General features: G+C 67.0%; 17 protein-coding genes and 3 pseudogenes. 4 read left to right on the forward strand and 16 right to left on the reverse strand.

The features are described from left to right. Window positions 1-114: 114 nt before the first annotated feature. A pseudogene (locus OG963_RS43255) lies at window positions 115-363 on the forward strand (IS5/IS1182 family transposase); the annotation flags it as partial. A gap of 39 nt (window positions 364-402) precedes the next feature. On the opposite strand, the gene OG963_RS43260 reads toward OG963_RS43255, so the two are convergent. The 6 genes from OG963_RS43260 to OG963_RS43285 all read right to left on the reverse strand — a co-directional run bounded on the left by OG963_RS43260 (window position 403) and on the right by OG963_RS43285 (window position 4,308). Further along, on the reverse strand, window positions 403-924 hold the full coding sequence (locus OG963_RS43260; RefSeq protein WP_331749961.1) for a hypothetical protein: 522 nt from the start codon (window positions 922-924) through the stop codon (window positions 403-405). 162 nt (window positions 925-1,086) lie between these two features. Next, a complete protein-coding gene (locus tag OG963_RS43265) occupies window positions 1,087-1,686 on the reverse strand; it encodes a 3'-5' exonuclease (protein WP_331749963.1) in 600 nt (199 codons plus the stop codon). A gap of 226 nt (window positions 1,687-1,912) precedes the next feature. Beyond that, a complete protein-coding gene (locus OG963_RS43270) occupies window positions 1,913-2,608 on the reverse strand; it encodes a hypothetical protein (protein WP_331749966.1) in 696 nt (231 codons plus the stop codon). Window positions 2,609-2,640: 32 nt separating this feature from the next. Further along, the gene (locus tag OG963_RS43275) at window positions 2,641-3,291 is read right to left on the reverse strand and encodes a transposase (protein ID WP_371800383.1); all 651 of its coding nucleotides are present in this window, start codon (window positions 3,289-3,291) and stop codon (window positions 2,641-2,643) included. Next, window positions 3,198-3,692, reverse strand: coding sequence for an IS5 family transposase (locus OG963_RS43280; RefSeq protein WP_371800424.1), 495 nt, complete (start codon window positions 3,690-3,692; stop codon window positions 3,198-3,200). The genes OG963_RS43275 and OG963_RS43280 overlap by 94 nt, the downstream gene beginning before the upstream one ends. Window positions 3,693-3,723: 31 nt before the next feature. Further along, the gene (locus tag OG963_RS43285) at window positions 3,724-4,308 is read right to left on the reverse strand and encodes a S1 RNA-binding domain-containing protein (protein ID WP_331749969.1); all 585 of its coding nucleotides are present in this window, start codon (window positions 4,306-4,308) and stop codon (window positions 3,724-3,726) included. A 430-nt stretch (window positions 4,309-4,738) separates the two neighbouring features. On the opposite strand from OG963_RS43285, the gene OG963_RS43290 reads away from it, so the two are divergent. Continuing rightward, the gene (locus OG963_RS43290; protein WP_371800384.1) at window positions 4,739-4,891 is read left to right on the forward strand and encodes a hypothetical protein; all 153 of its coding nucleotides are present in this window, start codon (window positions 4,739-4,741) and stop codon (window positions 4,889-4,891) included. Between the two features lie 31 nt (window positions 4,892-4,922). On the opposite strand, the gene OG963_RS43295 is transcribed toward OG963_RS43290, so the two are convergent. Continuing rightward, window positions 4,923-5,516: a hypothetical protein gene (locus tag OG963_RS43295; protein ID WP_331750311.1), complete on the reverse strand. Its 594-nt coding sequence runs from the start codon at window positions 5,514-5,516 to the stop codon at window positions 4,923-4,925. Window positions 5,517-5,732: 216 nt separating this feature from the next. Between OG963_RS43295 and OG963_RS43300 the strand changes: the two genes are divergently transcribed. Continuing rightward, the gene (locus tag OG963_RS43300; protein WP_371800385.1) at window positions 5,733-6,578 is read left to right on the forward strand and encodes a hypothetical protein; all 846 of its coding nucleotides are present in this window, start codon (window positions 5,733-5,735) and stop codon (window positions 6,576-6,578) included. Window positions 6,579-6,778: 200 nt separating this feature from the next. Here the strand turns inward: OG963_RS43300 and OG963_RS43305 are convergent, their stop codons facing one another. From OG963_RS43305 to OG963_RS43315, 3 genes are all read right to left on the reverse strand, one after another. Next, window positions 6,779-7,168: a toxin Doc gene (locus OG963_RS43305; protein WP_331749972.1), complete on the reverse strand. Its 390-nt coding sequence runs from the start codon at window positions 7,166-7,168 to the stop codon at window positions 6,779-6,781. A gap of 2 nt (window positions 7,169-7,170) precedes the next feature. After that, a complete protein-coding gene (locus tag OG963_RS43310) occupies window positions 7,171-7,437 on the reverse strand; it encodes a hypothetical protein (protein WP_331749976.1) in 267 nt (88 codons plus the stop codon). Between the two features lie 395 nt (window positions 7,438-7,832). After that, a complete protein-coding gene (locus OG963_RS43315; RefSeq protein ID WP_371800386.1) occupies window positions 7,833-8,354 on the reverse strand; it encodes an NUDIX domain-containing protein in 522 nt (173 codons plus the stop codon). 405 nt (window positions 8,355-8,759) lie between these two features. Here OG963_RS43315 and OG963_RS43320 point away from each other — a divergent pair. Continuing rightward, a pseudogene (locus tag OG963_RS43320) lies at window positions 8,760-9,211 on the forward strand (Ku protein); the annotation flags it as partial. Between the two features lie 47 nt (window positions 9,212-9,258). Here the strand turns inward: OG963_RS43320 and OG963_RS43325 are convergent. The 6 genes and pseudogenes from OG963_RS43325 to OG963_RS43350 all read right to left on the reverse strand — a co-directional run bounded on the left by OG963_RS43325 (window position 9,259) and on the right by OG963_RS43350 (window position 16,956). Beyond that, on the reverse strand, window positions 9,259-9,756 hold the full coding sequence (locus OG963_RS43325; RefSeq protein ID WP_371800387.1) for a hypothetical protein: 498 nt from the start codon (window positions 9,754-9,756) through the stop codon (window positions 9,259-9,261). A 737-nt stretch (window positions 9,757-10,493) separates the two neighbouring features. After that, window positions 10,494-10,797, reverse strand: a pseudogene (locus OG963_RS43330) (transposase); the annotation flags it as partial. Window positions 10,798-10,941: 144 nt separating this feature from the next. Further along, window positions 10,942-11,400, reverse strand: a complete 459-nt coding sequence (locus OG963_RS43335; RefSeq protein ID WP_331749985.1) for a hypothetical protein — start codon at window positions 11,398-11,400, stop codon at window positions 10,942-10,944. 50 nt (window positions 11,401-11,450) lie between these two features. Further along, window positions 11,451-12,149: a hypothetical protein gene (locus tag OG963_RS43340; protein WP_331749988.1), complete on the reverse strand. Its 699-nt coding sequence runs from the start codon at window positions 12,147-12,149 to the stop codon at window positions 11,451-11,453. A gap of 359 nt (window positions 12,150-12,508) precedes the next feature. Next, window positions 12,509-13,510, reverse strand: coding sequence for a hypothetical protein (locus OG963_RS43345; protein ID WP_331749991.1), 1,002 nt, complete (start codon window positions 13,508-13,510; stop codon window positions 12,509-12,511). Beyond that, complete coding sequence (locus OG963_RS43350) at window positions 13,507-16,956, reverse strand: DNA polymerase III subunit alpha (protein ID WP_331750315.1); 3,450 nt, start codon at window positions 16,954-16,956, stop codon at window positions 13,507-13,509. Before OG963_RS43350 ends, OG963_RS43345 begins: the two co-directional genes overlap by 4 nt. Between the last annotated feature and the right edge of the window lie 16 nt (window positions 16,957-16,972).

A 16,972-nucleotide genomic window follows, 5' to 3' on the forward strand; every position in this document is an offset into this window, starting at 1 on the left:
ATGAACCGGGGCCCACTGCTGCCAAGCACTCTGAACCCGTGTTGGGCCACAAGCGACGGCGCGCCAACTTCCCCAAGGTGTGTGCGAGCCCGATCATGGAGTTCTCTATGCTCCCGGCGACGGCAGATTCAGCACACGATCCCCGAGCGTCGGGACCAGCGAGCCAACCGCCGCCGGCGCGGGAGCCGAGGCGGTCACCCCACGGGTTTCGACCGTGCACGGTATGCCCGAAGGAAGGAGGTCGAGCGGTGCATCAACGCGCTCAAAGGATCCAGAGCCGTGGCGACTCGATATGACAAAAGGGCCTATGTTTTCCATGGCACGGTGTCTCTGGCCGCCCTTCGGCTGTGGCTTCGTCCCTGATCTCTCAGGCGTCCTTCCGCGGCGGCTATGCCGATCGACTCAGTCGTCGGCCGCGACGAGGAGCGTGATCCGCCCAGCTGAGCGGTCGATGAGCACGAATTCATGGAAGCAGTCGTGCACACGCCCCCAGTCGTGGATGGCCTCGTCCCCGAGCCCGCTCAGGTAGTAGATGTGGTCGGCTGCGGACAAGCGGTCGAACACCTCCTGCTGCAAATCTGCCTCCAGCTCGGCTGGCACGTCGCCGAACTGGTTCACCCACTCCCAGAGGATGTGCGCGGTCTTCTCACAGCTGACGGCTTCGTAGACCTCGGGGGTGACCAGCCTCAGCCAATAGGGGCCGTGCCTGGATCCCTCCAGCAGAACTCCACCGCCTGCATAGTCGTCCCGGAACTGTTCATGCCCGATGAGTGCCGCGAGCAGTTCCCCATCGTCGACGGACTCCGCGGGGAGCCGCAGACGCTTGACGTCGACCCACCTGAAGCCGTGCGACTTTGAATCCTGGAACTTGTAGTCCCGGAAATTGATGAAGGCGCTGGCCTCGTGAGTGAGCTTGCTATCCATAGCGCCACAGCTTAGGAGCCGGACAAGGCGCACCATGCCGACCCATCAGACAAGGCCTACGACTCCTCGGCCATGGCAGCTCCCGCCCTGCAGTGCCGCGGGCGGGAGCGCTCAACCTTGATCAGGGGTGTGCGTGAGCCGGCGCCCTCCGCCGCTCACCCGTCACCAGAGCGTGAGTGCCTCTTCTGGTGCGCCGGGCATGCTGGGCGGAACGGCCGCCGCTACGAGCTGATCCCAGGTCTTGTAGCAGCTCGCCATCGCGACGAGGAGCTGCGCGGTGGCGTACGCGTCGTAGGTAGCACGATGCCTGCGAGCGGGGGCTGCTGAGAGGTCCGGCTGAACATGCTCGATCAGGGCGTCGAGTCCGTATGACGGCAGGTTCGCGTACGTGGCCTTGGCGAGGCGGAGGGTGTCAATGACCCCGGCCGGCGCCCACTTCGGCAAGTGCGCCGTCAGCGCGCGGTAGTCGACGTGCGCGTTGTGGGCGCAGATCCACGCTGCGCCCAGGACACCGTGGACCTGATCGGCGATCTCCCGCCATGCCGGGGCTTTCGCCAGAACCTCGTTGGTCAGGCCGTGCACCCGGGCTGCATAGGGCGTGACAGGGCGGGGCGGGCAGATCAGCCACGCCCCGGCTGTGCTGGTGTCCAGATTCCCGTCACGAACAGGCAGCGCGGCGACTTCCACCAGGTCCGGCGGATGGGTGCCGTTGCCCTCAACGTCCACGACGAGCAGTGCGGGCCAGGTGGAGAAGTTCATCATGCAGACGTCTCTCAGTTCTTCCGTGCGGCAAGGGCGGGTCAGCCCTGCAGCTCTGCCCGTGCCTTCTCCAGTTGCGCCACCGTCACCGTGCCGGTGCCCGGGAGGGGCTGCGCTCTTCCACACTCCCTGAACACGGGCCACGACACAGGTTGGAAAAACTGGTTCTGGCTCAAGTTCCGTGACGCGCGCCCGCTGGGTTGCGGTCGACCGCCGGCGTGAGGTGGTGTCACGTGCTGGCGCTGTGGCGCGTCCGCGGCAGTGGGCGAATGCACTGCAGATCTCGTTCATAGACGTCGCCCAGGACGTCGATGACCTGGATTCTGATGTCGAGCACGGCCAGACGCTCAAGAGCCTTCGACCCGAGAGCGAGCAATTCCATACCTTCTCGACCAGCGTTCGTCATCGGGATAGCCGCGCCGGAACCGAGGTGAAGGAGGAAGAAGTCTTGGTCCCAGTCGAGCCCCAGTGCTACCAGCGAGTCGATGGCGTTGCGCCAGGACATCCAGCCGGAGGGGATGGCAGCGCTGCCCGCGTATGGCCCGGATGCCCGGATCCGGTAGGCGACGGAGCACACCACGGATCGTCCCCCGCCAGCATTGGCGAGGGAGACTGTTCGTAGTGAGTCCGTCAGTTCGTGGCTGCGTCCCGCGAACCCGGACCAACTCAATACGGGCTGCATGGTCTGGGACAGTTGGGATCGGGTCACAATGATGCCCGTCAGCAGAGCGACCACGGCTGCGCATGTGGACGCGTCCAGCACCGTGAGTCGCCACGGCCAGTCTCCGCGGACATGGCTACTCAGATTGGCCTTGACGATCTCCCAGGTCAGATCGACGAGGGCGAAGGAGAGCAACGCCCGAGGTAATCGCAGTGTCTTGTTGCTGGTCGAGACCCGCCGCTGAATCCACTGTGACTCTTCCACATGGTCTCCCAAGCCTTCGCACCCGCTGGGTCTCACCATGCCGCGCGCCGCGTCATGGGGGCAATAGCCTTAGGTCTGGCCCACCCGCAGGTGACCTGGTGCAGCGTGCATTTCGCGTGGTGAGCAGCAACGTCAAACTCTGCGCCTTGGCGGGGCAGTGGTCGAAGGCTTCGGCCAGGTGCACGGTGTAGCCGTCCTCTTCCATCAGGACGACGGCAAGGCCGAACGGCTCGGGATGGTTCAGCTCGACGGGGTGAGGGCGAAGTCGACTGCGGCTTGGACTGGCGGCACCAGCGCGCCACCCTCAGCCGATCTTGTCGCCGCCCTGGCCGCTCAGGTCGGCAACGCCGTGACCCGAGCGGGGAGGCGCTGGCTCCCGAACGGCGGACGCCGCGGCGCCGCAGGTAGTCGCGGACGGGGCCGTTGCTGTAGGCCTTGTCCGCAGCGAGACTGTCCGGCTTCCTGCGGGGCCTGCCCGGCCCGAGACGGGGGACCCGGATCTTCTCCAGCACCGATTTGAACTGGGTAAAGTCCGCCCGCTGCCCTGGCGTGACGACCAGGGACAGCGGACGGCAGCGGCCATCCGCGCTCAGGTGGATTCTGCTGGTGAAACCGCCCCGCGAGCGGCCCAAGCCCTCGTCTCCAGCACCACCTCCACCAGGCGGCCGTGAAGGCTCTGCCACGGCGTCTCGTCCTGGTGTTCTGCCTTCGCGGCCCCCTTTGAAGCGGGGGCTGGCGGCGGGTCGGTGCGGGCGCCGGCCGCATGCTGATGCGCACCCACGACGGTGGAGTCGACAGAGATGTCCCAGTCGATCTCCCCGACCGCGTCGGCCTCGGCCTGGACCTGCTGAAGCAGACGCTCCCAAGTCCCATCGGCCGACCACAGACGGTGGCGTTCATAGACGGTCTTCCACGGTCCGAACCTCTCGGGCAGATCACGCCACTGCACCCCGGTCCGCACCCGGTGCAGAATCCCGTCGATCACCTGCCGGTGATCCCGCCACCTGCCACAACGCCCGTTGCTGACCGGCAGGAACGGCCGCAGCCGTGCCCACTCGGCATCCGTGAGACCGCCCCGCCCCATGCTCACCTCAACGATTCAGGCACGGCGTCCGTCACGTGGACAGCACGACACCTGCGTACTGGCCGCTCTCTGGCCTGGAGAGGAGCACCCGGCGCTTTGGCAGCTCGATTTCCGCGACGACGACGGCAATCTCCTCTCCGACCTCGAAGTCTTCTGCCGGACTCGCCGCAGGGCGGCCGTCGATCTCTCTGAAGGGGACCAGCCCGAAGATCCCATCCCGAAGGTCGACGAGGATGCCGATGGGAAGCACCTTCTCAACCGTCCCGCGGAATTCCTGGCCAACCACTGTGCGGTCGGCGAAAACCTGGAGGGGGTCGGGCTCCAGTGCCTTCAAAGACAGTCTGGCCTCAGCGTTGTAGGTGTCGGACCCAATGAACTCGCAGGCGACACGCTGCCCTACCTGAACAACATCGGTGGGATCATCGAAGCGCCGCCAGGACAGTTCGGGGAGCCCGAGGAACCCGACACCGGGCAGGGTGGGGTGGCCAGGCCCGTCGTCCAGGGCCACGAAGACCCCGAACCGTTCGATCGCCGCGACGGTGCCGGACAGGATGTTGCCGCGGTGCAGGGACTCCAGGAACGCCCAGAGTTCCGGGCTCTCAGACTGCCAATCCATACCCGCAACCCTGGCACACGACGTCGTGTGCCAGCCATGTCCTCAAGCTGAAGCGACCGTCCGCAACCCCATGCCTCAGCCGCCAGCACCTTGATTGCCCGGACAAGTCCTAGACGATTGGTCCAACTCTGGGGGCCGGGCGTGCAACGCGCCCGGCCCCCAGGCTGGGAAAGGCTGCCTTTTCCCTCTGCCTCGCAGAGACCCTCGCTCTCCGGCTCTGACACCTGGATGAAGGCCCAGCGTCCCGCGGGTCCATGCCGGTTCTCGGCGCATGCGTACCCGCTAGCGGCTGCGGGCTGGTGGCGGGGGCCCGATCCTGCAGGACCTCCCGCTGCGTGGCAGGCGACGTCCGGCCGGGGTGGTCTGATGGCCGGCGAGCTGGACTGGGTCGCGCTGCACGCGGCGCGGGAGGCCACGAAGCCTGCGCCGCGTGGGGGGCAACGCGAAGCGGCGGCGCCGTGCAGGGGTGCGGCGCGACGGGCAGGAGCCCATCGGTTTCGCCGCGGAGTTCCAGAGCCTGATGGTGATGGCCGACCCCTGCGGCCTCCCGGCCGCTCGCGGCGCGGTCCTGGGCTTTCTCTGAACCAACGGCACGAGCCGGCGGCGCCTGTTTTCTATACGGTGGACGTGGCCGTGGGTCGATGAACCTCCAGGACAACCGCCGTGCCTGCCACGGATTGGTCCTCGTGCATGGTGATCACTTGGCCGGGCTGAAGGTGCTGCCACTGCGAGGGGTTAAGAGGAGCAAGTCGCACCGAGGCTTGCCCACCGGGCTCCAGGACGGGCGCGAACTCCACCCAGAGCTTGGCAATGTTGAGGGCCGGTTCGCCGGTCCGGGTTCGGTTCCCGACGTTCCACATCGGTCGAAGGACGCCGGCACCGCAAATGGGTGTCTGCCGTCGCGCTTCGGTGGCCGGGCGGAGGGTGAGGTCAGCTCGGATGGTGCCATTGCAAGTCTCGTAGCAACGCCAATGGCACCAGGCCGCGCTCTCATCCAGCCGCATCTGTTCGGCTGCGGCCGCCAGGGTCTCCCAGAAGCTGAGCGGAAGCGGGCCCACGTCACCGAGTTCTTCCAGCAGCCCGAGGGCTACTTCCCACTCGTCCCGAGTGAGGTACTCCCAGACATCGTTCACCGTGATGTCGTTCTCGGTGGCGATCTCCTCAGGAACCAGCAGGGAAGCGGCTTCCAGCAGCTTGGGGACGTCCATGCCCTGATTCTGGACCACGGACTCCTGCCGATGGAAGGAGCCGCCCGATGGGTCCCATCGAGCAGGTCTCGACACTCGCGAGGCTCCTAGAGCAGCGCGTGAAGTCGACCGGATCGCCCAAGACGGCGCCGGACGCCTATCTCAGCTGAGAACCTGGCTGGTACCCCTCATCGTCTGCGAGGGAAAACAAGGGTGCACACAACAAGAGACAGGGGCGTGACGATGGACGCCGGCGACTCCATCTCCGCTGCCAGCGCGATCGTTGCTGCCGCCGCGGCGGTAGTGGGCTGGTGGCAGGCGCATAGCGCAAGACGCACCGTCAAGGCGTCCGAAGAACAGGTCAATGTGATGCGCGACCAGCTCGCGCTGGAGCGCTCCCTGCGAGACGACAGCATCAGGCCCCGTTTTGAAGTCGCCCACACCACGGCCATGCTGCTCCCTGGGGGCGGAGGGCGCCTGACAGTTGAGGTCATCCAGACCACTGGTGTGCCGCTTGATGACGTGAAGGTGGAACTGTTTGCGGGCGGCCGGCAGATCGTGCCCGATGAGTCAGCCGACAGCGTCTACCTGTACTCCGCACCCGGCAGTAAGATCACCGTCCGGGCACACCTCGATGAACAGACCGCGCAGGCCCCAGCCATCCGCGTCGAACTGTCCGGCACAGAGGCCCGAGGCACCCGGCAGTGGGCTGCGAGGCTCGTCGCACATCCTGCTGTCACAGCTAGCAGACTGCTTGGCGCTCACAGGGACGAACATCCGGGGGTGACCACCTCCGGCCTGCCGCGGCGGGTACCCAGGGCCGATCAGGTCGCGGGACCCCGTCATGGTGGCCCACAGGTCTCCCGAGCCCCCGACGATGTCAGGGGCAGGCTGAGCAACCTGCGCCGGGGCATCCAGCGGGGACGCAATACGGGGAGTGACACGAACAGCCAGAGCTCTGTTCCTGACAGCAACCAACACCAGAAGCGTTCTGGGATTGGCCCTGGCGGCGCTGCGTCGGCGAAGGACGTGCCCCCCAGCGGTGCCCCGGCTCCGAAGAAGGCACCGCCCGAGAATCCGTAGCGACGTGCACCGTGACGGGATCAACCTGGATCATCATGATGGCCACCGGCCAGACGCGCGGCGCCTTGCCGGGCACGGAACTCTGGGTACGTGCCCGGCTCGACGTCCGAAGAGAGGCCGTTCTGGCGCTACAGAACTGGGCGCCGACCGGGCAGTTGGCACCCTCACTCCCCGTTGCCGAAGCCGGGTAACGAGACCGCTTATGGCTCAGCTCGGCGGGCTGGCCAGGACCTCAAACGATCGGCGATGTCGAAGGTGTCCAGCCGAAGGGCCTTGATCTCCTCGATCAGTTGAATCCACTGGGCTTGACTCGCGTCGACGGTCTCGCCGGAGGCCTCGATGTACGCCACTGCGACCGCGTACCCGTACAGCTCGTTCCGGGCGGGCAGCGGCCGCGTCAGCACAATCGTGTCGAGCAGGGCTGCGGCCCGCCAGTAGACATCGGGGTCGGCCATGTCCAGGTGGGGCGTGTTAACGCGATGCCGGGCGACGGCCGCGACAAGCCCCGAGTAGTCGCGGACCTGCAGGTGCTTGCCGAGCACGCGCTCTTGCCGGTCGAGGAGCCAGCGGACGTCGATGTGCAGTTCCAAGATCAGGCCGCCCGGCTACTGGCGGGCGCCTCGGGGAGGCCGCCGAACGCCTTGTCGAAGGCGTCGACGAAGCCCGGACGGCCGAGCGCGGCGTCGAACGAGACCGTCGCCCTGACGGACAGGTGCAGCCCCCGCACCGTGGCGTTGCCGCGGCCCTTCAGGTTGCCCGTCGTCGACAGGACTCGGAGGAGAGGAAGGACCGGGTTGTCGGCGTCGAGCTCACGCAGGCAGGCCCGCGCGGTGCTCGCGGGCGGTCCTCCTCCCCTCACGCCGACGGAAAGGGAACGAAGTCGCTACGGCCTCACCTGCTACATGGACGACCTGGTCGACACCCCGCCAACCAATCGGTATGAACAGCTTTCCCTCGCCGACTTCACCCTGCGCGAGGCGGCACACCTGCTCACAGCCCACCACGGTGCGTGGACAGGCATTGGCAAGTGGCTGCCCCGCCGACTGCTGAGTGCGGACCCGGTACGTGGCAAGGCTCTACTGGAAGGCCATCAAACCGTGGCCGATCGCGCCGACCCCGCGCCGTTGGCGACTGCAGCCGAGCAAGTTCTCGATCTGCTCGGCGGACCGCTGCGCGAAGAATACGCACTCCCCTGGCGCACCCTGATCCGCGAGCCACATTTCGCGCTCTGGGCGAACGCTCAAGAATTTCGATTCAGCGGGCTGAGTCTTCACGAAGCCATCGCGCATGTCGACGGACGCGCGATGCGTCCTCGGGGAAGTAGCTGGCCCAGTCCTCGTCCAGGGGCGTCCAGGCCGCTGGCTGTCCGCTCTCTGGGACCAAAGGCTTCGCAACATCCACGATTGCGACAAACGACAATCCAAGGGTGGCCGGCCACTCCGAGCGATAGGACCGCACAGTGGCCGCGGCAGGTTCCGGCAGCAGCCCCGCCTCGATGCCGGTCTCCTCGAAAAGCTCGCGCCGCCCGCCCTCCCGAGGTGTCTCCCCCGGCTCAACGCGCCCGCCTGGCGGGACCCAACCGCGCCACCGGTGATGGACCAGCAGCACTCGAGCGAGCACCTTGTCGAACACCCACACCTCTGCGGCAAGAGGCTCCGAAGGCCCCTCGCCGACGGAGGTCAGCCACTGGCCAGCGCCGTCGAACTCCATTCTCGCCAGCTGGACATCGGCGGCTGCGGCCTGTATCACCCGTTGGTCAAACACATCACGAATCACTGAGACAACATAGGGCGACGGTCTGACACTGGGATGGTGCCGGACAACGTCCCGGCCGCCTACACGACGCTTCGGCCCAGGTCACGGTGAAGGTCCTCTCGTTTGGTGTGCTGCTCACATGCCGCGCTCCGGGCCGCGGCCATCGCGGGTGCGTTGGCCCGGAGCGGTAGGCAGGTACTCCAGTAGGACGGGGCCGGGGTCGTCCTCGGACGCGCGCACGCCTGGAGCTCCGCGAAGAACGCCGTCACGGGTGTGACGACTGCCCCCTCCGAGTCCAGCAGCATGTAAGGCCGCGCCGGGTCCGTCGTCTCCACCAGCGCACCGGTTTGCGGGGGAATGAAGCCCACCAGGTCTCGGGCAGAATCGCCTGTCTCAAGCATGGCCGGAAGCTAGCAGATACCGTCTCTGACCTGCGAATATTCTTCTCTTAGTTCAGTCAACGGCACGATCCCGATCCGGGTCTCGTCTGCCACCGAGAACCGCTCGATCTCGTTCCACCAGTACCACCTGGAAGACATGGGGCGAATCCGCACCCGGAAGATCTGCCAGCTCGACGGCGAAACGCTCGGCCAGGAGGACATTGGCAAGGGGTACGAGCTCACCAAGGACCAGACGGTCCCGGTCACGGATGAAGAGTTCGACCAGACGCCGCTGCCCACGGCAAAGGCCATCGAGATCGTGGCATTCGTCGACCGTGAATCGATCGACCCCGTCCGTATCGCAGACAGCTACTACCTTTCGCAGACGGAGCCGTGGCCGCCAAGCCCTACGTGCTCCTGCACCGCGCCCTGAAGCGGAACTTGAAGGCGGCCATCGCCAAATTCGCATGGCACAACCGGGAGCGCCTCGGTCTGCTCAGCACCGGCGGAGATCACTTATTCCTGGCGTGCGGTATTCCCTGCGCTCAAGCTCTGCGACGCTGCGGCCAGGGGTATCCGAGATGCCTGGCGAACTCTGGTGAGCCACCGCAGACCTCGGCGGCTTGGCGCGGGTCAGCTGCGACGAGTTGCTCAGCGAGCCGTTCAGCTTGGTCTGCCGGGTCGTCACTGGAGACGGCGAGGATCATCCGGAACTGCAGCCAAGGATGATCTTCCCTGATAGCCGAGCGGCCTGGATGGAAGAGGAAGACGTTGACCTGGTCTGGTTCCCAGGGCCAGGCGGACACGGCGCCGAGTTCGCATTCCCACCTTGCGAGCCACTCAGTGCGCTCTCGGAGGCCTTGCTCCAGCAGCCGCGCAACAGTCCGCGCCGGCCATTCCCAGCTGCGGTCCGCGGTCGCCCGCTCGACTTCTCTTTGGTACTCCTGAGCCTCGAAGCGGAAGGCAGGCAGGTCAACCTCCTCCTCGTCGGGATTGCGCCACTCGTCCCAGAGCACGTAATCGCCTTCGCGCTGAATGGTCACGTAGAGAGCGCCGCAGCAGCCTTCGGTGCACGATGCCTCGGCCAGCCGTACCTCGTGTGGTACCGATGCAGCATAGAGAGGGCCGCCGGGCACCAAGAGGTACTGGGGATCTTCGCCCGGACCCTCTGTAAATGCGTCAGCCAGGATGTCCCTACCATCAATCAGCGCCCGAACCTCCACGTTTGCACCCCTCTGCGCGGGATCGGGAGCGGCAACGCGAAGGGTGAGTCAACGCTTCTCATCAGTCACCGGACGATTGTCGAATACGCCGGGACCGGGCGTCGCGCCAATTCTCACAATCTACCTTCCTGGGCAGAGATCACCTACTCCAACGCTGCGGCGAACCCTTGTGGTTGAGGTCCTCGGCTCGCGTTGTGATGTAGCTGCTCCAGTCCCTCTTCGACCGCTGCAACCAGCGGACGGCCGTGTTGATGTGCATGTCGGAGAGGTCAGCGAGGACGGCTGCGGGGAGATCGGGAGCCAGCGTGATGCGAGCGGTGTTGCGGACTGCCGTGATCTTGATGTCGTGCCGGTTGAGCTTGTTAGCGAAGGAAGTTGCATGGGCAGGTCGGCCAGGTACCCTGCCGGGGAAGAGGAACTGAGTGGTGCCAACGGCTCGGCCCACAGCCGATCGATCGCAAGGCGAGTCGGCAAGCTCAAGCACCAATTGAGCCAGGCGTGGTGGGAGCCTGACAGGTTTATCCCCAAGCATGAGATCGATGCTCGATGCCGCTATCACCGTAGGTCTTCGCGAACGCCTCGACCTTCTCGGCGTGCGCGCGGTCCTCGGCGTTGTAGATCTCCTGCATCGCCTTCGCCGCGCCCGGCTGCGCGGACTTCGGCAGGGCGTCCGTAACATCACGGGCCTTGTGGACCCAGCACCTTTGATGCCGGGTCAGCGGGAAAGACCTCGGCGGGCGCCTTCCACAGGCCCATCGCGCCGTCGCCGACGACCAGCTCGGGATCGCGCATGCCGCGACGGCGGCAGTGGCGACGCTGCGCCGAGCTCCTCGCCCAGGACGACGGGCACTCCATGGGGCCGCTGGGCCCGTACGCGCCGAGCTCCGTGATGAGCGCCGCCCCGTCCTGCAGCTGTTGGGTGCCCGAGACCACAGCACGGCACTGTGCCCCGTATCCGCCCAGGTGGTTGCGGGGCACAGTGCCGCGTCTCGGTGAAGCTGCGGCTTACTTGTCAGCCTTGTCCAGGCGCCACCCGACCATTCCCGTGGCCCCCGGCATCCCGTCGCCGTCGATCTTGATTGCTGCCGCTGACGCCGCGAGGTGCTGCCGGAATGTGACACCGTCGCAATCAAGGGTCTGGCGAACGGGGTTTTTCACAGCTATGGAGAGGCTGATTCTGCCCTTTCCGACGCAGACTACCGACAACTTGTACGAATGCCCTCGCGTCAGATCCGGCACCGAGTGGAAGCCGTCGCTGACACGCTCAAGGCCAGCCTCAACGAACAGCGGATCACTATCGCTGACCTCGGCCGTGTCGAGGGTCTTCTCGACTTGCTTACCCAGCTTCTCGTCGGTGAGGTCAGACCCGTTTGAGGGGCTCTTCTGTTGCTGGCTCGGGCTGCTCGCCGATGTGCTCGGCCCACCGGAGTCGCTCGTGCATCCGGTGACCAGGGCAACGGACAATGCGGAAGCGCAGAGGATGAGGCTTCGACCCAAAGGGCGCGGTTGTTTCGTCATGAGCTCGTCGACCAGTAGCGCCACCCGACTTCTCTGGTGGGAAGCTTCGCGGTGCCTGACCCAATTTTCACCTTACCGCAGCGGTTTGCACTGGTTTTGTACTTTGTCCAGTTCACCTTGTGGCCCCAAGAGCCGTATTGCAGGTGACCGTACTTCTTTGCAGGTATGTCGTGGGTGTATGTGTGCCCCACGGTGACTCCCACTTCGGCCACGACCTTGACGCTGTACTCCGCCTTGACCTCAGCGAGAATGACACTGGCGGTGACTCCGGCGGTGCCACTCACCTCGACCCCGATCTTGCCCGCCTTTTCCACGCTCACCCTCATCGATCCGCCTGGACCGTCTTTGTAGCTGGTGCCGTTCCACCATGACGGAACGTGGTAGTGGTCCTTCTTATTACTCACTTGCACCCACTGCTTGACCGGATTGTCGCAACGCATGGTCCCGACATCACCGTCGGCGCTCACCTCAGGGAGCGCGGAAAGGGTGTGGTCGACGGCGACCTCGGCGGCCGACTTGGACGGGCCTTCCACCATGCTGTCAGCTGATTCCCGCGAGGCGATCTGGTCGGAAGTGACATCTTCAGGCGCGACGTCAGACGACTCCTCGACGGCGCCGGCCGTGGTGGCCAGTACCAGAGTGAAAGCCAGAGTCGTGACTGGAGCGAATAAGTACCGCAGTGCTGTCTTTCGCACGTGATTCCCCCTACAAATGACGCCCAGACGTCTGGGCGGGTCTGTGAGTAACCTACGTAACTTCCGCACCTTGATCGGTCACTTATCCGATTTCCTGAGGAAGACTTGAGGAATAAGATCCAGAGTTCAACTAAGGCCGGTCCCGTAACGGGCATGCAGCACGACGTCGCAAGCGGTTGTCGCCTGGCTGAGGAGTCAGTCCAGGCCAGTCGCCCATTCCGTCAGCCCCGCAAAGTCGTCGACGGCAAGGCCGCATCGGGGGCCGCCCGGGCGAACCGGCCCGACGCTGTGCTGCACCTGGGGGCGCCTGATTGAGTTCCCCTTTCCCTCGCCCTGGCGGAGGCAAGGGGGACACGGCGTCAGTTGGCCCGTCCGTGGGTGCTCGCGGGTCTGGCGGCGCGGTATCCATAGCGGGCTCGGGCGCGGTCGATGACGGCTTCGAGGTCGCGTATCCGCTCGTCGGTGGGGTCGAGGGTGAGCTGGTGGGTGGCGGTCTCGGCGGGCTGTAGTCGCTCGACTCGGACGGAGATCGCCCGGACACGAGCCCGTTGCAAGCCGAGGGATGCGAGGAGGGCGAGGCCGGTTTTTGTGAGAGCGGGGGTGTGGTCGGTGGGCTCCGTCAAGGTTCGGGTGCGAGTGGTGTGTGTGCGATCTGCGTAGCGGACGGCCAGGGTGATGGCGCAGCAGACGCTGTTCTCGGACCTCATCCGGGCGCCCAGTTCGTCTACGAGGCCCAAGACTGCCTGGCGGTGCTGATCGGGGTTGAGCTCGTCGACGTCGAAGCGGTGCTCGGCGGACGCGGAACGAGGAACCGCCTGTGGGACGCCGAGGCGGTCGTCTCGGCCGTGGGAACGGTCGTGGGCCTGTCGGCCGACGGCGGTGCCGAGGAGCCGTTGGAGGGTGGCGAGCGGTGTGTCCGCGATGTCGCCGACGCTGTAGATCCCGTACCGGGACAGGGATCGCGCCGTCGCGGGGCCAACTCCTGGCAGGGCGGCTGCATGCTGGGGTCGCAGGAACGCGGCGATGTCGTAGGGGGAGTTTCCGACGACGGTCGTTGAGCCGGGCGGGGAGAGAACGGCCGCCATTGCTGCGACCATCCGAGAAGACCCGATACCCGCACTCGACTGGATCCCATACAGGGCGAGCGCGCGCAGCCGAATCACCGCAGCGAGCCCTTCGGCATCGTGCTTCCAGTACCGCAGGGCGCCGGTGAGGTCGACATCGGCGGACCAGTCCGCAGGGTGGGCCTGGACCCGCGGGGTGATGCCCTCGAGGAGGGCCAGGAGTTGCTCGTACATCTCCTCGTCCGGCTCCGGGAGGTGGAAGTAGATACGCATCACGGTGCGCGGGCTAGTGGTCATCCGGCGCTGCCGGGGCTGCGGTGGCCGAGCCGACCGAGGTCGGCGGAGCGGGTGCCGGCGGGCTGGAGGTCGGCGTACGGATGGAGCTTGGCCCCGGCAGTCCCGTTCGTGAGCGTCCGGGCCGGTACGTCGGCCGGCTGGGCGGGAGTGGGTGCGGGTTCGCGGCGGCCGAGGAGGTCGAGGACGGCCTGGGGGCCGTGATCACGTCGGGCCGCAGCGAGGGCTTCGAGGTCCCAGGCCATCTGCCCAACAACCGTCCGGCGAGGGCCTCGGGCTTCGACGGTGCCGCGGACGAGCAGCAGTCCGTTGTGGAAGATGGTGTGCGCGCACGCCTCGTGGGAGTCCTCGAAGAACGCGATGTCGACCAGCCCGAAGCCGTCTTCGAGGGTGACGAAGATGACGCGCTTGCCGGACGGGATGGGCGGCGTCTGAGTGGAAGCACGAACCCCGGCGACCAGGACCTGCTGACCGGGGTGCATCGCGTTGAGGTGCTTGGCATCGGTGGCACCGATCTCCCGCAGCAACCGGTGGTGGTGCTCCATCAGGTGCTGGGAGACATCGATCTTCAACACGCTGAGTTCGGCGTCGAGAGTCTCGCGGCTGCTCATCTCCCGCAGCCCGGACGGCCCGGCGGTCATAAGAGTGTCGTCGATCGGGAGCTGTCCGGCGCCGGGACGGGTACGGGTGTGGCGGTGGAGCTCGGCGGCCTGGAGCAGCAGGTCACGCCGCGTCTGGTCGCCCTTGAGCTGGTCGAGCGCGCCGATCTGGATCAGTCGTTCGGCGATCGCTAGCGCCGGGTGGGCCCGCTGCCAGAAGTCCTGCAGGGAGTTGTAGGGCTGGCCAGCAGCGATCCGGGCAACCTGATCCTCGCTGATGCCTTTCACAGAGGACAGCGAGAGTCGGACGCCGAAGCCTGTGTCGGTCTGCTCGACCTGATGCGCGGGCGCGGATCTGTTCACGTCGACGGGCAGCACGGGCACGTTGTGGCGGCGAGCGTCGGCGACGATCACACGCAGCGGCCACATGCCGGGGTCGTGCTCCAGCAGCCCCGCATACAGCGCGGCAGGGTGATGGGCCTTGAGCCATGCCGACTGGAGGGCGGGTACCGCGAAAGCGACGGCGTGCGCGCGGCAGAACCCGTACGCGCCGAACGAGGCGACGATCTCCCACACCTCGTCCACGACCTCCGTGCTGTAGCCGCGGGCGCCGGCCTTCTCCCGGAACCACACTTCGAGCTTGGGGAGGCGCTTCTCGTCGGCGAGTGCGCGTCGGGCGACCTCGGCCAGGGCACGGTCGCAGCCGGTCATCACGGCCAGGATGTCGATGATCTGTTCGTGCCAGATCGTCACCCCGTACGTGTCCTGGAGGACCGGTTCGAGATCGGGGTGCGGGTAGACGGGGGCGGCGCCGTGCCGGGCGGCGATGTAGAGCGCGGGCATCCCGCCCTGCACCGGACCCGGCCGGAACAGGGAGATGTCGGCGATGACGTCCTGTGGGTCGCGGGGCTGGAGCCGACCGACCAGGTCCTGCTGACCGGGCGACTCGAGCTGGAACATCCCCACGGTGTCTGAGTCCTGAATCAGGGCGAAGGCGAACTGGTCGTCCAGCGGCACGTGGTCAGGATTGTCGAGGTCGATCTGCCGCCCGGTCGTGCGGCGGATCTCGGTGACGGCGTGCGCCATTGCCGACTGCATCCGCACCCCGAGCACGTCGAGCTTGAGCAGACCGAGGTCTTCGACATCTTCCTTGTCGGCCTGGACCATCGGGTACTGCCCACCCGGCGTCGGCTGCACCGGCAGGCGGTCCAGCAACGTCGCGTTCGAAAGGATCACACCGCACGGGTGCATCGCGATCCCACGCGGCAGCGCATCGAGCCCTTCGGCGAGCTCCCACAACGGACCGTACGAATCAGCCTCCGCTGCCAGCTGTCGCAGCTCGGGCAGCTCCTTGAGCGCTCCGCGGATGTCGCAGGCCCGGATGTGAGGGAAGGACTTCGCGATCCGGTCGACCGTCCGCGGCGGCAGCCCCAGGGCAAGGCCGGTGTCACGAAGCGCATGACGCGCCCGCCAGGTCTCCGGCATCCCCGTCACCGCGACCCGCTCCGAGCCGAACCGCTCGAAGATCCTGTCGTACACCTCCAGGCGACGGGCGGACTCCACATCGACGTCGATGTCCGGCAACGAGGCCCGACGCTCCGACAGGAACCGCTCGAACAACAACCGGTGCTCCAACGGGTTCGCTGTAGCCACGAACAAGGAGTGATTGACCATGGAACCGGCGCCGGAACCGCGGGCGGCGACCCGGATCCCCATGTCACGGACGTCGGCAACCACCTGAGCAACAGCGAGGAAGTAGGCCTCGAAACCGAGCCGGCCGATGATGCCGAGCTCGTAGTCGAGTTGCTCGACCGCCCGCCGGTCACGGTCCAGGCCGCGGGCAACCATCCCGGCCTCGCACCGCTGCCTCAGCAGCCGCATCGCCCCACCCGCACCCGGCGCAGCGCCGACCACGGTCGGCTCGGGAAAGTGCGGGGTACCGAGCCCAAGATCGGCGACCGGATCGATCGCACACTGCTCAGCGGTCTGTGCGGTCACGGCGAGCAGCTCCGCCGCGCGACCCGGGCCGGCACCGGCGGCCGCACAGATCCGATCCGCCGTAGCCGCCATCTCGACTGGGTCCCGGAGCCAGCGCTCGCCGCAGTCCAGGCGCCGCCGGTCGATCGGCCGCAGCAGCCGGGCCGAGTCCAGGACGTCCGCGATCCGGTGTTGAGTGGGGTCGGCGTAGCGCACCGCGTTCGTCAGCACCGCGGGGATGGAGAGCCGGTCGGCCAGGCCGAGGGTGTGGGCGGCGAGCCGCAACGATCCGGGGCCGAGGCCTTCGAGCCCCCAGTGGAGGACCTCCAGGCGCAAGTTCGGCCCGGCGAGCTCCCGCCACGGCACCAGGAGCTGCTCAGCGATGTCCGGACGCCCGGCCGACAAGGCCCGGATCGGTTCCGACACGGGCCCGAGCAGGATCGTGAGGCTCCGGTCTGCGTACTGGTGGAGCACTGGCCAGGCCACGATCGGCGGGCCGCCGGAAGCGGTCGCGTGGGCGGCCGACACGACCCGGCACAGCCGACCCCACCCGGACAGGTCCTGCGCGAGGAGCGTGACTCTCAGCGGTGCCTCGGCAACGTGGGCGCCGCCGCGCACCGGCGTCCGCGGTCTGGCGGCGCGGCCGGCCGGGGTGTGCGGGGCGACCGCGACGTCCACGCCGAGAACCGGCCGCACGCCCGCTGCCATGGCGGCTTTCGCGAAGCGGACGATGCCTGTGACGGTGTCGCGATCGGTCAGCGCGAGCGTGGTGATGCCGCGCTCGGCGGCACGGGCGACCAGGTCGTGCGGGTGGGAAGCGCCGTAGCGGGCGGAGTAGCCGCTGGCGACATGCAGGTGCACACCACCACCCATCGGGACCTCCGGCCAC

This window comes from Streptomyces sp. NBC_01707 (assembly GCF_041438805.1).
Lineage (GTDB): Bacteria > Actinomycetota > Actinomycetes > Streptomycetales > Streptomycetaceae > Streptomyces.

Excerpts from the sequence above, each read along its gene's own strand:
- OG963_RS43295 (WP_331750311.1), bottom strand. The coding sequence starts at position 5,516 with ATGGACGTCCCCAAGCTGCTGGAAGCCGCTTCCCTGCTGGTTCCTGAG.
- OG963_RS43260 (WP_331749961.1), bottom strand. The coding sequence starts at position 924 with ATGGATAGCAAGCTCACTCACGAGGCCAGCGCCTTCATCAATTTCCGG.
- OG963_RS43345 (WP_331749991.1), bottom strand. The coding sequence starts at position 13,510 with ATGACCACTAGCCCGCGCACCGTGATGCGTATCTACTTCCACCTCCCG.
- OG963_RS43265 (WP_331749963.1), bottom strand. The coding sequence starts at position 1,686 with ATGATGAACTTCTCCACCTGGCCCGCACTGCTCGTCGTGGACGTTGAG.
- OG963_RS43285 (WP_331749969.1), bottom strand. The coding sequence starts at position 4,308 with ATGGATTGGCAGTCTGAGAGCCCGGAACTCTGGGCGTTCCTGGAGTCC.
- OG963_RS43280 (WP_371800424.1), bottom strand. The coding sequence starts at position 3,692 with ATGGGGCGGGGCGGTCTCACGGATGCCGAGTGGGCACGGCTGCGGCCG.
- OG963_RS43350 (WP_331750315.1), bottom strand. The coding sequence starts at position 16,956 with ATGGGTGGTGGTGTGCACCTGCATGTCGCCAGCGGCTACTCCGCCCGC.